This is a genomic window from Cellulosimicrobium cellulans (genome assembly GCF_024124905.1).
Lineage (GTDB): Bacteria > Actinomycetota > Actinomycetes > Actinomycetales > Cellulomonadaceae > Cellulosimicrobium > Cellulosimicrobium cellulans_G.
This window is the reverse complement of sequence record NZ_JAMXST010000005.1, coordinates 350,102-364,017: the sequence shown is the minus strand read 5'-3', so window position 1 is coordinate 364,017 and position 13,916 is coordinate 350,102. Positions and strand designations below refer to the sequence as shown.

Genomic DNA, 13,916 nt, shown 5'->3' with positions numbered 1-13,916 from the left:
GCACGAGGCGGTGAACGTTGGCCGAAGCCTCGTTCCGTCACCGGACATTTCGGGACCAAACCGGCGCGGCCGCTTCCTATGCTCGCCGTGGCCGCCCACCCGCGGGACGGGTGCTACGCCGGCCGCGACCACGTCCCTCGTCTGAGCGGATCCTTGCTGTGACCACCGTCCTCACCCCGGACTCCCCGGGTTCCTCCGGCACGCCCCGCGCCTCGTCGTCGGCCCCAGCGGCAGACACCACCACGGGCGCCATCACGCCCGGCGACCCCGCCACCCGGCCGACCGGCACCGGCGCGCCCGCCGGCCGCACGCCGTCCGACCCCGCCGGACGCATGCCGTCCGACTCCGCCGGACGCACGCCGTCCGACCCCGCCGATCGCGAGGCGCAGGCGCTGCACCGCAGCCGCCTGGGCGCGCGCCGCCGTCGGCGGAACCTGCTGTGGGCGCTGCTGCTCGCGGGCCCGAACCTCGTGCTGCTGCTGGTGTTCGTCTACCGGCCGCTGCTGCAGAGCTTCTACCTCTCGACGCTGCAGTGGAACCTCGGGTCGCCGGTCGCGCGGCCGGTCGGGCTGGGCAACTACGTCGAGTGGTTCTCCGCCCCGACGACGGGCCGCATCGTCACGACGACGCTCGTCTTCACCCTCGCCACGGTCGGCGGGGCGATGGTCCTCGGCCTGGGCCTGGCGCTGCTGCTGAACCGCCGCCTCCGAGGCCGGGGGGTCGCCCGGACGGTCGCGTTCGCGCCGTACGTGCTGTCGGGCTTCGCGGTCGGGATCCTGTGGCTGTTCATGTTCGACCCGCGCTACGGGTTGGTCCAGGAGCTGCTCGGCTGGGTCGGCGTCGCGTCGCCCCAGTGGTACACGCAGCGCCCGTGGCCGCTCGTGATGATCGTCGTGGTGTACCTGTGGAAGAACCTCGGGTACGTCGCGCTCATCTACCTGGCGGGCCTCCAGTCGGTGCCGCAGGACCTGAAGGACGCGGCCGCGCTCGACGGCGCGTCGTCGGCGCGGACGCTGCGCTCGATCGTCCTGCCGCTGCTCACCCCGACGACGTTCTTCCTCGTCGTGACGATGCTGCTCGCGTCGCTCCAGTCCTTCGACATCATCAAGGCGATGACGCAGGGCGGCCCGCTCGGCTCGACGACGACGCTCATGTACTCGATCTACGAGGAGAGCTTCGTCAACGGCCGGGCCGGGTACGCGTCGGCGGTCGCCACGGTCCTGTTCCTCGTGCTGCTCGCGGTGACCGCGGTGCAGATGCGGTTCGTCCAGCGGAAGGTCCACTACGCATGAGCGCCGTCGCGCCCGCCCGTCCCGAGACGGCGCCCGCCACGCCGGCCGCGCTCGCGCCGCGTGCTCCTCGCACCCCCCGGGCCCGACGCCGGGGCCTCCAGCCCGGCGGGTACCTCGCCCTGGTCCTCGCGACGGTCGTGCTCGGCGCGCCCCTGGTGTGGATGGTGCTCGCGAGCATGAAGACGCCCGCCGAGCTGTACACCGTCCCGCTGCAGTGGCTCCCGGGCAGCGTGAACCTCGACAACTACGCGCAGGCCGCGGACTCGATCCCGCTCGGACGGCTGCTCGCCAACAGCGTCGGGATCACGGTCGTGGGCGCGGGGCTCAAGGTCGCGCTGGGCCTCACGTGCGCGTACGCGCTCGTGTTCCTCGACTTCCCGTTCAAGAAGGTCGTGTTCGGGCTCGTCATCGCGACGCTCATGATCCCGCCGCAGATCACGATCATCCCCAACTACACGTTGGTCGCGAGCCTCGGGTGGCTCAACACCTACCAGGGCATCCTCGTGCCGGGCCTGGCGAGCGCGTTCGGGACGTTCCTGTTCCGGCAGCACTTCCTCACGCTGCCGCGCTCGATCCTCGAGGCAGCCGAGCTCGACGGCGCGGGGCACTGGCGCAAGCTCTGGCGGTTCGTCGTGCCGATGAGCACGCCGACGCTCGCGGCGGTCGCGCTCGTGTCCGTCGTGACGGAGTGGAACGACTACCTGTGGCCGTTCCTCGTCATCGACCGCCCCGACAAGATGACCCTCCCCGTCGGCCTGACGCTGCTGCAGAACACCGACGGCATGACGAACTGGGGCGTGCTGCTCGCCGCGACGGTCGTCGTGACGCTGCCCATCCTCGTCGTCTTCCTCGTCCTCCAGCGCCGCCTCGTCGCGGGCCTCACGGCCGGCGCCGTCACTGGCTGACCCGCCCCGCCGTCGTGCCCGACGACGGCGCCCAGCCGGCGGGCCGCGCACCCGCGCGCCCGCCCACCACCACCGAGCTCCCCGGTCCGCCCGCAGCGGTCCGGGTTCCCCGAAGCGCACCGAGACCCGGTGCACGACCTGAAGGAGCACCTGTGTCCCACCGCACCGCACCCGGCCGGCCCGCGCGCCGCCGTCGGGCCCGCGCCGCCGCCACCGCCCTCACGGCGGTCACCGCCCTCGCGCTCACCGCGTGCGCCGGCCCGAGCGTGGCCGGGGCCGACGGCGCCGGCACCGCGGGCGACGAGGCGACGGCCGAGGCCGTCGACTGGTCCGCCGTCGAGCCGGCGTCCGAGATCACCTGGTGGAGCAACCACCCCGGCACGTCGCAGGAGATCGAGCAGGAGCTCATCGACCGGTTCGAGGAGGAGTCCGGCATCACGGTCAACCTCGTCACGGCCGGCGCCAACTACGACGAGGTGGCCCAGCGCTTCCAGGCCGCGTCGCAGACCGACGAGCTCCCCGACCTCGTCATCGCGTCCGACGTCTGGTGGTTCCGGTACCACCTCAACGACCAGATCATGCCGCTCGACGACGTGCTCGAGTTCGTCGAGGCCGACGCGGACGACTTCCAGCCCGCGCTCTACGCGGACTACGCGTACGACGACCAGCACTGGGCCGTCCCGTACGCGCGCTCGACGCCGCTCTTCTACTACAACAAGGACCTGTGGACGGCGGCCGGCCTGCCCGACCGCGGCCCCGAGACGTGGGCCGAGCTGGAGGAGTGGGACGCGTCGCTCAAGCCGCTCGTCCCGGCCGGCGGCTCGACGTTCGGCCTGTCCACCGGGCCGTCGTGGGGCGCGTGGTGGTTCGAGAACATGATCTGGGGCCAGGGCGGCGCGTACTCCGACGGGTTCGACCTCACGCTCGACTCGGAGGAGTCGATCGCGGGCGGCCAGTTCCTGCACGACCTCTTCCACGAGAAGGGGGTCGCGACGCTCTCCGCGGACGACGCGATGGTCGACTTCTCGTCGGGCCTCATCGCCTCGACCATCGGCTCGACGGGTTCGCTCAAGGGCGCGCTCGACGCGGCGTCGTTCGAGGTCGGCACGGCGTACCTGCCCGACGGCCCCGACGGCGGCGGCACCCCGACGGGCGGCACCGGCCTCGCGATCCCGTCGTCGCGGTCGCCCGAGCAGCAGCTCGCCGCGGCGATGTTCCTCGCGTTCCTCACGAACACCGAGAACACGGCGTACTTCTCGCAGAACACGGGGTACATGCCGGTGCGCACGTCGGCCGTCGAGTCCGACGCGATGAAGGCCGTCTACGAGGCGACGCCGCAGTTCCGCACCGCCGTCGACCAGCTCGCCGACAAGGCGCGCCCGCAGGACGACGCGCGCGTCTTCATCCCGGGCGCCGACGCGCTCCTCAACGAGGCGATCGAGCAGATCGTCATCGAGGGTGCCGACCCGGCGGCCGCGTTCGAGTCGGTCGCCCCGCGCATCGAGACGGCGTACTCCGAGAACGTGGAGCCGTACCTGTGACGGCGACCGCCCTCGCGCCCACGGGCGCGGTGCCGGAACGGACCGCGCGCCCGCGCGTCATCGCGCACCGCGGCAACAGCTCCGTCGCGCCGCAGAACACGCTCGCCGCGTTCGAGGCGGCGTGGCGGGCGGGCGCGCACAGCATCGAGATCGACGTGCAGCTCACGGCCGACGGCGAGCCCGTCGTCATCCACGACGACACCGTGGACGCGACGACGTCCGGCAGCGGCACGGTCGCGCGGCTCGACCGTGCGGCGATCCGGGCGCTCGACGCCGGGTCGTGGTTCTCCCCGGCGTTCGGCGGCCAGCGCGTGCCGACGTTCGCCGAGGTCGTCGACCTCCTCGTGCGGCGGCCGGGCACCGACCTGCTGCTCGAGCTCAAGGGGTCGTGGACCCCCGAGCAGGTGCGGCGCGTCACGGGGCCGATCCGCTTCGCGGGCATCGCCGACCGGGTCGTGGCGCAGAGCTTCTGGCCCGAGACGGTCGCGGCGCTGCGCGAGGCCGACCCCGGCCTGCGCCGCGGGCTGCTCGTCGCGTCGCTCGACGACGACGTGCTCGCGCGGTGCGCCGAGCTCGACGTCGTGGCGTGCAACCCCCTGGGGCTGCTCGTCCTGGAAGACCCGGGGCTCGTGCAGCGCCTGCACGACGCCGGTCTCGACGTCGCGGTCTGGACGCTCAACGAGCCGGAGCACTGGGCCGCCGCGGTCGAGCTCGGCGTGGACGCGATCATCACCGACCGTCCCGACCGCCTCGCGGGCTGGCTCTCGGCGCGCGTCGTCTAGGAAGCCCGAGGACGGACCCCGGGTGCGGGTGAGGCGGAGCCGGACGGCTCCGGCTCACCGCCCCGGGGTCGCGGGCCGGTAGCGCAACGCCACCGCACCCGAGCGGAACTCGCGGCGGTCCACGAGCTCGAGCCGGATGCGCTCACGGAGACCGGCGAGCAGCGTCGGCCCGTGGCCGGCGAGGACCGGCTGCACGACGAACTCGTACTCGTCGATCAGCCCCAGGTCGGCCAGCGCGAGGGGGAGCGTCACGCCTCCCACCCACAGGCCCTCGCCCGGCTCCTGCTTGAGCCGCTCGACCGCGGGCCCCAGCTCGCCCCGCAGCAGCTCGGCGTTCCAGTCGGGCGCGCTCAGCGTGCTCGACACGACGTGCTTGCGCGCCCCGTCGATCGCCTCGGCGAACGGGACCTCCCACTCGTCCATCCAGTCGGGCCACGTGCCCGTGGCCGGGCGCCGCCAGGCCGACTCCATCATCTGGTAGGTCACCCGGCCGAACAGGAGGGCGTCGGCGCGCTCCATCTCGGCGGTCCAGTGGCGCATCGACTCCTCGTCCGGCGGCAGGCCCGCCTCGTGGTGGCAGCAGCCGTCGAGCGTGACGTTGATCGAGTAGCGCAGCGGTCTCATCTCGGTCCTCTCCCGTGGCGCGCAGCGAGGCGCCCCCGTGTTCACCCGTCCGTGGTGAGACGGCCGCCCGCACCGTTTCTCATCGGCGACCGGCGGCGTCGACGACCGTCAGCCGGGTCGGCTGCGGTGGGGGACCCGCACGCGGTCGAGGTCCTGCGCGACCGTGAGCTCGCCGTCGAACACCTCGCGCGCCTCGCGCCAGAACTCCGTCGGGTCGGGGTAGCGCTGCGAGAAGTGCGTGAGCACGAGCGAGCGCACGCCCGCCTCGGCCGCGACGGTCGCCGCCTGCCGCGCGGTGAGGTGGCCCCACCGCTCGGCCTGGTCGCGGTCGCGGTCGAGGAACGTCGACTCGATGACGAGCAGGTCGACGCCGTCCGCGAGGCGGTGCACGGCGTCGCACAGACGCGTGTCCATGACGAACGCGAACGACTGCCCCGGACGCGGGGCGCTCACCTCGTCGAGGGTGACGGTCCGCCCGTCGGGCGCGACGACCGCCCCGGTCCGGCGCAGCTCGCCCACCACCGGGCCCGCCAGGCCGCGGTCCACGAGGAGCGCGGGGTCGAGCGACCGGCCGTCGGGCTCGTCGAGGCGGTAGCCCATCGCCTCCAGGGTGTGGTCGAGGCGTTCCGCGCGCAGCGTGAACCCCGGCTCGGGGCGGCCGGTCACGGGTGGGACGACGCCGTCCGTCGTCAGCGGCTGCAGCTCCAGGTGGCCGCGGCGGAAGTGGGCGCTCGCGTCGAGCAGGTGGTCCACCCACCGCTGGCCCGACGCCGGATAGGTCACCCCGATCGTGTGCCGCACGCCGTCGCCGCTGATGCGCTGGGAGACGCCCGCGAGCCCGAGGGAGTGGTCGCCGTGCAGGTGCGTGATCGCGATGCGCGTGAGGTCGGTCGCGGACACGCCCGCGAACGACATCTGCCGCTGCGTGCCCTCGCCCGGGTCGAAGAGGATCGCCTCGTCGTCCCAGAACAGCACGTAGCCGTTGTGGTTGCGCGTGCGGGTCGGGACCATGCTGGCGGTCCCGAGGACGACGAGCTCGCGGCGGGACATGGCCCCAGCGTGCCACGACGCGGCGGGTCGTGGCGCGGCTCGTAGGGTGGCAGGAGGCCCTGCCGAGAACCGGAGAACCCGGAGAACCTGGAGAACCATGCGCCTGCTCCTCGTCCGTCACGGACAGACCCCGTCCAACGTCGCCGGCCTCCTCGACACCGCGCTGCCCGGCCCCGGTCTCACCGCGCTCGGCACGCGCCAGGCAGCCGCGATCCCGGAGGCGCTCGCGGACCGCGTCGTCGACGGCGTCGCGGTCTCGACCCTCGTGCGCACGCACCTGACCGCCGCACCGCTGGCCGAGCGGCACCGGTTCGACCTGCTGGAGCTCGACGGGTTCCGCGAGGTGGACGCGGGCGACCTGGAGATGTCGGCCGCGCACGACGACCACGCGACCTACCTCGAGACCGTGTTCGCATGGGGCCGCGGCGAGCCCGGCCGTCGCATGCCCGGCGGGCCTGACGGTGCCGAGTTCCTCGCCCGCTACGACGACGCCGTCGCGAGCGTCGCGCGCACGGGGTGGCGCACCGCCGTCGTCGTCTCGCACGGCGCGGCGATCCGCGCGTGGGCGTGCGCGCGCGTCGCGGGGGTCGACCTCGACCTGCTCGCCCGGACCCCGCTCGCCAACACCGGGCTGGTCGAGGTCGAGGGCGACCCGTCGTCGGGCTGGCGGCTCGCGGGCCTGAGCGACGGCCCGCTGGGCGGCGCGGCGCTGGACGACCTCGCGGCCGAGGACCCGACGGGCGAGTCCGTCGCCGAGGAGGAGCGTCGCGCGGCGACCGACGACTGACGGTTCGCGAGCGTATGGCGAGAACCTGGCGCGCGTCACGGGAGTGACATACGCTCGGCGGATGGCCTACGCACCGCTGCCCGCACCGAACGAGCGCGCGCTCGAGCCCGACATCGTCACGGACCTGCGCGAGCAGATGACCTACGGGTCGTACCTGCACCTCGACACGCTGCTCGCGGCCCAGGCGCCGGTGAGCGACCCGGAGCACCACGACGAGATGCTGTTCATCGTCCAGCACCAGACGACGGAGCTCTGGCTCAAGCTGGTGCTGCACGAGCTGCTCTCCGCGCGCGACCTGCTCGCCGCCGACGAGCTGGGCGCCGCGCTCAAGCGCATCGCACGCGTCAAGCACGTGCAGCGCACGCTCACCGAGCAGTGGTCCGTGCTCGCGACGCTCACCCCGAGCGAGTACGCGCAGTTCCGCGGGTTCCTCGGCCACGCGTCGGGCTTCCAGTCGTGGCAGTACCGCGCCGTCGAGTTCCTGCTCGGCAACAAGAACGCGCGCATGCTTGACGTGTTCGACGCCGAGCCCGACGCGCGCGCCGAGCTCGCCCGCCTGCTCGCCGAGCCGAGCGTCTACGACGAGTTCCTGCGCCACCTCGCGCGCCACGGCCACGACGTCCCGCAGCGCGTCCTGGACCGCGACGTCACCGTCGCGCACACCCTCGACGACGACCTCGTCGAGGTCTTCCGCCGCATCTACGACGACCCGGAGGCGCACTGGTCCGCGTACGAGACGTGCGAGGAGCTCGTCGACCTCGAGGACAACTTCCAGCTCTGGCGGTTCCGGCACATGAGGACGGTGCTGCGCATCATCGGCACCAAGCGCGGCACGGGCGGGTCGAGCGGCGTCGGGTTCCTGCAGAAGGCGCTCGACCTCACGTTCTTCCCCGAGCTGTTCGCGGTGCGCACGGAGATCGGGCGGTCGTGAACGGGAGGCACCTCGGCCGGCCCGGCGACGGCGGCACCTGGCTCCCGCCGCTCGTCGACGCGCACGTGCACCTCGGCCTCGTCGACCCCGTCGCCGTGCGGCGCGGCGGGATCGCCGTCGTGCACGACCTCGGGTGGGTGCCCGACGTCGCGCGCACGTGGCTCGGGCGGCCCGGCTTCCCGGAGGTCGTGTTCGCGGGCGCGTTCCTCACCGCCCCCGGCGGCTACCCGTCGGACCGGTCGTGGGCGCCCGCCGGGTCGGTCGAGGAGGTCGGATCGCCCGAGGCGGCCGTCGCCGCCGTCGACCGCCAGGTCGCCGCGGGCGCGTCGTTCGTCAAGGTCGCCCTGCACTCCGACGCCGGTCCGGTGCCCGACGACGCCACCCTCGCCGCGCTCGTCGGGCACGCCCACGCGCGGGGCCGGGACGTCGTCGCGCACGTGGAGGGGCGCGGCATGGCGGCCCGCGCGTTCGAGGCGGGGGTGGACAGGCTCGCGCACGCCCCGTTCAGCGAGCGCCTGCCCGACGACCTGCTGCGCGCGATGGCCCGCCCGCGCGCTCGCTCCCAGACGCGGTCTCGCTCACGCCCGGCCGCCGAGCACGACCCTGCCCGCGGCCGAACACGACCTGAAGGTCGGAATAGCCCGGATAACGACCCTCATGTCGTGTTCGGCGGAGGTGTGGGGAGTCTTGTGAGCTGGGTGAGCACCCTCGACATTCATGGCTGGGGGAGTCCGACGGCGGAGCAGGACGTCGCGATCGACAACGTGCGGCGCTTCGTCGCGCTCGGCGGGACGGTCGTCTACGGCACCGACCTCGGCAACGGGCCGCTGCCGACCGGCGTCGACGCGCGCGAGCTGCGGGCGCTCGCGGCGGCGGGTCTCGACGCGCACGCGCTGGTCGCGGCCCTCACGCGCGACGCCACCGCCCGGCGTGGCGTTCCCGGCCGAGCGCTGCGTCCCGGGTCGCAGCACTCGAGCGCGGACGCATCGTTCGCGACCTGGGTCCCCGGCGACCCGCCCGACACCGACGACGCGGACGCCGTCGCCGCGTGGCTCGCGCGCGCCGTCGTCGTCGAGCGCGACCCCACCCCTGACCTCGCCCGCGACACCGCGAGCGACCCCGCCGACCCCGCCCCGTCGGAAGGACGACCATGACCGAGGACCACGCCGCGCGCTCCGCCGCGCTCGACGCCGCCGACCCGCTCGCGCGGTTCCGCGACGCGTTCGTCGGCTCCGACGAGGTGACGGCCTACCTCGACGGGAACTCGCTCGGACGGCCGACGCGCGCGTCCGCCGAGCGGCTGGCCCGCTTCGCGACCGAGCGCTGGGGCTCGCGGCTCATCCGCGGCTGGGACGAGGAGTGGTACGACCTCCCGCTCACGGTCGGCGACCGGATCGGCGCGGTCGCGCTCGGCGCGGTGCCGGGCCAGACGTTCGTCGGCGACTCGACGACGGTGATCCTCTACAAGCTCGTCCGCGCCGCGCTCTCGGCGCCGCAGGTCGCGGGCCGCGACGAGATCGTGCTCGACGCCGGGAACTTCCCGACCGACCGCTACGTGCTGGAGGGCGTCGCGCGCGAGCACGGCGCGACGCTGCGGTGGATCGCGCCCGACCACGACGCCGGCGTGACCCCGGAGCAGGTCGCGGGGGCCCTCTCCGACCGCACCGCGCTCGTGCTGCTCAGCCACGTGGCGTACCGGTCGGGGTACGTGAGCGACGCGGCGGCGATCACCGCGCTCGCGCACGACGCCGGCGCGCTCGTGCTGTGGGACCTGTGCCACTCGGTCGGCGCGCTGCCGGTCGAGCTCGACGCGTGGGGCGTCGACCTCGCGGCCGGCTGCACGTACAAGTACCTCAACGGCGGGCCCGGTGCGCCCGCGTTCGGCTACGTCCGCGCCGACCTCCAGGGCGCCCTGACCCAGCCGATCCAGGGGTGGATGGGCAGCGCCGCGCCGTTCGAGATGGGCCCGGCGTACGCCCCGCACGACGGCGTCCGGCGCTTCCTCTCGGGGACGCCCGCGATCGTCGGGATGCTCGCGATGCAGGACATGCTGGACCTGGTGGACGCGGCGGGGATCGCGGCGGTGCGCGCGAAGTCGGTCGCGCTCACCGCGCACGCGACGGCCCTCGTGGACGACCTGCTGCTCCCGCTCGGTGCCCGGTACGCGTCGCCGCGCGACCCCGAGCGCCGGGGGAGCCACGTCACCGTCGACCACGACGCGTTCGAGGCGACGCTCCCGCTGCTGTGGGAGCGCGGCGTCATCCCCGACTTCCGTCGTCCGGACGGCCTGCGCCTCGGCCTGTCCCCGCTCTCCACGAGCTTCGACGAGGTGCGCGTCGGCGTCGAGGCGGTGCGGGACGCCCTGGTGGAGGTCCTCGCGGACGGGGCCGCGTGATCCTCGACGACCTCGACTCCCGCCCGGGGAGCACGACGTCGCTGCTGCGCACCGTCGTCGGGCTGTACCTGCGCGACCTCGGCGGGGCGGTCGCCGTCGCCGACCTGGTCGAGCTGTTGGGGGCGCTCGACGTCCCGCCCGTCGGCGCACGCGGCGCGGTCTCGCGGGCGAAGGCGAAGGGGCTGCTCGTCCCGGAGACCGTCGGCGGCCGGGCCGGCTACTCGCTCGCGCCCGACGCCGCGCGGATGCTGGCGCGGGGCGACCGGCGGATCTTCGCCTACCGGCAGCAGGGCGACGACGACCCGTGGTGCCTCGTGTCGTTCTCGCTCCCGGAGGAGCGGCGTGCCGTGCGGCACCAGCTCCGGCGGCACCTCGCGTGGATCGGTGCCGGCACCGTCGCGGACGGCCTGTGGATCGCGCCGGGGCACCTCGTGGACGAGGTCGAGGAGATCCTCGTCGGGCTGGGCGTGCGCGAGGCCGCGACGGTGTTCGTGGCCGGGCCGCCGCGCGTCGCCGGGTCGTTCGCCGACGCCGCCGCGCGGTGGTGGGACCTCGACCGGGTCGCCGCGCTGCACCGCGACTTCCTCGCCCGGCACGGCGGCTCGCGGCCCGGGGCCGCCCGGCCCGACGGCGTCCGGCCCGACGGCGTCCGGCCCGACGGCGTCCGGCCGCACGGTGGGGACGCCTCGCCCCGCGCGGCGTTCGCCCGGTGGGTGCGCGCGGTCGACGACTGGCGACCCGTCCCGTACGCCGACCCGGGCCTGCCGCTCTCGGCGCTGCCCGCGGACTGGCCCGGCGCGGCGAGCGTCGCGCTGTTCGACGGGCTCCGCGCGGACCTCGCCGCGGCCGCGGCGTACCACGTCCGGGTCGTCGTCGGGAGATGATCGGGGCACAGTGGGTGGCATGAGCGACACGACGCCCGACCTCCCGCCCGCCCTGCGCACGCTCGTGGACGCGACGAACGCGGGCGACGCCGCCCGGTTCCTCACGGCGTTCACGGACGACGGCTTCCTCGACGACTGGGGACGCCAGTTCCGCGGGCACGACGAGCTCGCGAGCTGGGACCGCACGGACAACATCGGCAAGAGGTCGCGCTTCGACGTGACCGGGCTGCGCGACGGTGCCACGCCCGACGAGGTGCTGCTGGACCTCACGGTCTCCGGCGACGGGTACAACGGGCCCGCGACGTTCACGATCCTCCTGCGCGAGGGCCTGATCGCGAGCCTCGTCATCTCCTGACGGGTCGACCGCGCGCGCCGTGTTCGCCGGTCGGTCCTCGTGCGTTCACCGGGGCGACGGGTGCCCGCCATCCCGGGCCTCTAGCGTGACAGCGCTTCCCACCACGGGTCCGGCGCCGCCACGGTGGTCCGACGGTCGTCGCCGCGCGGACCCCTGACCTGCGAAGGAACCCATGAACCCGCACGCCTCCCGGCTGCCCGGCGCGCTGACGCGCGCGGCGGCGTCGGCGCTCGCCGTCTCCCTGGTGGGGACGGTGCTCGTCGCCGCGACCGCGACCTCGACGGCCGCCGCCGACGAGTCCCTGCTCTCGACGTCCGGCACGACCTGGCGCTACCTCGACGACAACACGAACCCAGCCGGCACCGCCGCGGACCAGCGCGTGTGGACGACCACCGCGTTCGACGACTCCGCGTGGAAGTCCGCGACCGGCGCGTTCGGCGCCAAGCGCGGCGCCGCGACGGGCATCGGGGACGCGTTCCCGATCACGACGCTCCTCACCCAGTACATCGAGGGCACGACGACGGACGTGCCCACGTTCTTCTTCCGCACCGACGTGGAGCTCACCGCGGAGGACCTCGACGGCGTCCCGGCGTTCGAGGGCGAGATCGTCTACGACGACGCGGTGATCGTCTACGTGAACGGCGAGGAGGTCGTGCGCCTGGGCGACGACGGCCGCGAGATCACGGAGAACCTGCAGTACCACGGCAACGGGCGCACGGACCCGGTGACGGGAACGTTCGTCGTGCCGGCCGACGCGTTCGAGCCCGGCGAGAACACGATCTCCGTCGCGCTCTACCAGGACGCGCCGACCAGCTCGGACATCTACCTCGACGTCCGCTCGCTCGTCCCGACGCACGGCGAGGTGCGCGACGTCGCGCTCAACGTCGGCGCGGACGAGACGCAGGCCAACGTCGCGTGGTTCTCGACCCTGCCCGGCGCGGGCGAGGTGCAGTGGACCCGTGCCGACGAGGCGGGCGGCGAGGTCGACTGGCAGGCGGCCGCGACGTCGTCGTCCCGGGACGGCACGGCCGCGGACGGCGCGACGTACCACCACGCGACGATCACCGGGCTCGAGGAGGACTCGGCCTACGCGTACCGCGTCGGCAGCGCGAGCACCGGCTGGTCCACGCCGACGACGTTCACCACGGGCACGTTCGGCGACGAGTTCAGCGCGCTGTTCATCGGCGACGCGCAGATCGGCGCGAGCGGCAACGCGACGAACGACGCCACGCGGTGGGCCGCCAACCTCGACACGATGACCGCGCGCCACCCGGACACCGCGTTCCTCATCTCCGCGGGCGACCAGGTGGAGAACGCGGGGAGCACCGCGCAGTACGCCGGGTTCCTCGCGCCGCGCCAGATGCGCGAGCTGCGCTTCGCCGTCCAGGACGGCAACCACGACACCGCGTCCGCGCTCTACGACCAGCACTACGCGATGCCGAACCTGTCGACCGAGCAGCGCCGGGACTACTGGTACGCGTACAACAACGTGCTCGTCGTGGCGATCGACTCGAACGACTCCGACCCGGCCGAGATCGCCGGCCACGAGGCGTTCCTGCGCGACGTGATCGGCACGCACGGCGACGCGTACGACTGGGTCGTCGTGACGTTCCACCACTCGCTGTACAGCCAGGCGTTCCACTCGCGCGACACGGACGTGGTCCGCATGCGCGAGGCGCTGTCGCCCGTCTTCAGCGACCTGGGCGTCGACCTCGTCCTCGCGGGCCACGACCACATCTACACGCGCTCGTACCTCATGGAGGGCGCGACGCCCGTCGTCCCGGCCGAGGCGCCGGCCGAGGGTGACGTGCTCACCCCGGACGAGGACCAGGTCCTCTACCTCACGGGCAACTCGTCGTCGGGCTCCAAGTTCTACGACTTCGACGGCGCCAAGCCGTGGACGGCGCGCTGGGAGCAGTCGCGCGAGGCCAGCTACTCCGACCTCGACGTCACGCCCACGTCGCTGACCGTCACCACCTACGCGACCGGGTCGCAGCGCGTCGTGGACCGGGTGACGCTCCAGCGCGAGGACGCGGCGGGCCCCGCCCTCGACGTCGAGACCAGCGCGCGCTGCCTCGCCGGCACGGCGTACGTCGCGGTCCGCGCGACGAACACCGGCGACGTGCCCGCCGACGTCACGCTCACGACGCCGTTCGGCACGCGCACGTTCGCGGCGGTCGCGCCCGGCAAGGCCGCGTACCAGTCGTTCTCGACGCGGTCGGTCGCGGCCGACGCGGGCTCCGTCACGGTGACGGGCACTCGACCCGACGACGCTGCCCCCACGGTCCAGGACGCCGCCTACCCGGCGGTCGCCTGCGGCTGAGCCCGCCGCCGAACCCGGGGTCGTTCCCCAGCGCACGCTCGCGCTGG

General features: G+C 74.1%; 13 protein-coding genes. 11 read left to right on the top strand and 2 right to left on the bottom strand.

Features of this window, described 5'->3' with window-relative positions:
• Positions 1-332 precede the first annotated feature (332 nt).
• The 4 genes from NHH00_RS16895 (at position 333) to NHH00_RS16880 (ending at position 4,520) form a co-directional block, all read left to right on the top strand.
• Positions 333-1,292, top strand: coding sequence for a carbohydrate ABC transporter permease (locus tag NHH00_RS16895; RefSeq protein ID WP_253054944.1), 960 nt, complete (start codon positions 333-335; stop codon positions 1,290-1,292).
• Entirely contained in the window at positions 1,289-2,197 is a 909-nt protein-coding gene (locus NHH00_RS16890; RefSeq protein ID WP_253054400.1) for a carbohydrate ABC transporter permease, read from the top strand. The genes NHH00_RS16895 and NHH00_RS16890 overlap by 4 nt, the downstream gene beginning before the upstream one ends.
• Before the next feature lie 152 nt (positions 2,198-2,349).
• A complete protein-coding gene (locus tag NHH00_RS16885; protein ID WP_253054396.1) occupies positions 2,350-3,738 on the top strand; it encodes an ABC transporter substrate-binding protein in 1,389 nt (462 codons plus the stop codon).
• Positions 3,735-4,520, top strand: a complete 786-nt coding sequence (locus NHH00_RS16880; protein WP_253054394.1) for a glycerophosphodiester phosphodiesterase — start codon at positions 3,735-3,737, stop codon at positions 4,518-4,520. The genes NHH00_RS16885 and NHH00_RS16880 overlap by 4 nt, the downstream gene beginning before the upstream one ends.
• Before the next feature lie 54 nt (positions 4,521-4,574).
• Here NHH00_RS16880 and NHH00_RS16875 read toward each other — a convergent pair whose 3' ends face one another.
• Both NHH00_RS16875 and NHH00_RS16870 read right to left on the bottom strand, forming a co-directional pair.
• Positions 4,575-5,144 carry a dihydrofolate reductase family protein gene (locus tag NHH00_RS16875; protein ID WP_253054392.1) on the bottom strand — a complete coding sequence of 190 codons (570 nt, stop codon included), beginning with the start codon at positions 5,142-5,144 and terminating at the stop codon, positions 4,575-4,577.
• A gap of 108 nt (positions 5,145-5,252) precedes the next feature.
• Positions 5,253-6,194: a ribonuclease Z gene (locus NHH00_RS16870; protein WP_253054386.1), complete on the bottom strand. Its 942-nt coding sequence runs from the start codon at positions 6,192-6,194 to the stop codon at positions 5,253-5,255.
• A 97-nt stretch (positions 6,195-6,291) separates the two neighbouring features.
• Between NHH00_RS16870 and NHH00_RS16865 the strand changes: the two genes are divergently transcribed.
• From NHH00_RS16865 to NHH00_RS16835, 7 genes are all read left to right on the top strand, one after another.
• Positions 6,292-6,981, top strand: coding sequence for a histidine phosphatase family protein (locus tag NHH00_RS16865; protein ID WP_253054384.1), 690 nt, complete (start codon positions 6,292-6,294; stop codon positions 6,979-6,981).
• 61 nt (positions 6,982-7,042) lie between these two features.
• Positions 7,043-7,912, top strand: coding sequence for a tryptophan 2,3-dioxygenase (locus NHH00_RS16860; RefSeq protein WP_374615174.1), 870 nt, complete (start codon positions 7,043-7,045; stop codon positions 7,910-7,912).
• The gene (locus tag NHH00_RS16855; RefSeq protein ID WP_253054382.1) at positions 7,909-9,066 is read left to right on the top strand and encodes a hypothetical protein; all 1,158 of its coding nucleotides are present in this window, start codon (positions 7,909-7,911) and stop codon (positions 9,064-9,066) included. Before NHH00_RS16860 ends, NHH00_RS16855 begins: the two co-directional genes overlap by 4 nt.
• Positions 9,063-10,307, top strand: coding sequence for a kynureninase (locus NHH00_RS16850; protein ID WP_253054380.1), 1,245 nt, complete (start codon positions 9,063-9,065; stop codon positions 10,305-10,307). Before NHH00_RS16855 ends, NHH00_RS16850 begins: the two co-directional genes overlap by 4 nt.
• Positions 10,304-11,191: a PaaX family transcriptional regulator gene (locus NHH00_RS16845; RefSeq protein WP_253054378.1), complete on the top strand. Its 888-nt coding sequence runs from the start codon at positions 10,304-10,306 to the stop codon at positions 11,189-11,191. Before NHH00_RS16850 ends, NHH00_RS16845 begins: the two co-directional genes overlap by 4 nt.
• A gap of 19 nt (positions 11,192-11,210) precedes the next feature.
• Positions 11,211-11,546, top strand: a complete 336-nt coding sequence (locus NHH00_RS16840) for a nuclear transport factor 2 family protein (RefSeq protein WP_253054376.1) — start codon at positions 11,211-11,213, stop codon at positions 11,544-11,546.
• 172 nt (positions 11,547-11,718) lie between these two features.
• Entirely contained in the window at positions 11,719-13,869 is a 2,151-nt protein-coding gene (locus NHH00_RS16835) for a fibronectin type III domain-containing protein (RefSeq protein WP_253054374.1), read from the top strand.
• Positions 13,870-13,916 lie beyond the last annotated feature (47 nt).

Coding starts and splice junctions, on each gene's coding strand:
- NHH00_RS16895 (WP_253054944.1), top strand. CDS start 333: ATGCCGTCCGACTCCGCCGGACGCACGCCGTCCGACCCCGCCGATCGC.
- NHH00_RS16890 (WP_253054400.1), top strand. CDS start 1,289: ATGAGCGCCGTCGCGCCCGCCCGTCCCGAGACGGCGCCCGCCACGCCG.
- NHH00_RS16875 (WP_253054392.1), bottom strand. CDS start 5,144: ATGAGACCGCTGCGCTACTCGATCAACGTCACGCTCGACGGCTGCTGC.
- NHH00_RS16870 (WP_253054386.1), bottom strand. CDS start 6,194: ATGTCCCGCCGCGAGCTCGTCGTCCTCGGGACCGCCAGCATGGTCCCG.
- NHH00_RS16865 (WP_253054384.1), top strand. CDS start 6,292: ATGCGCCTGCTCCTCGTCCGTCACGGACAGACCCCGTCCAACGTCGCC.
- NHH00_RS16860 (WP_374615174.1), top strand. CDS start 7,043: ATGGCCTACGCACCGCTGCCCGCACCGAACGAGCGCGCGCTCGAGCCC.
- NHH00_RS16850 (WP_253054380.1), top strand. CDS start 9,063: ATGACCGAGGACCACGCCGCGCGCTCCGCCGCGCTCGACGCCGCCGAC.
- NHH00_RS16840 (WP_253054376.1), top strand. CDS start 11,211: ATGAGCGACACGACGCCCGACCTCCCGCCCGCCCTGCGCACGCTCGTG.
- NHH00_RS16835 (WP_253054374.1), top strand. CDS start 11,719: ATGAACCCGCACGCCTCCCGGCTGCCCGGCGCGCTGACGCGCGCGGCG.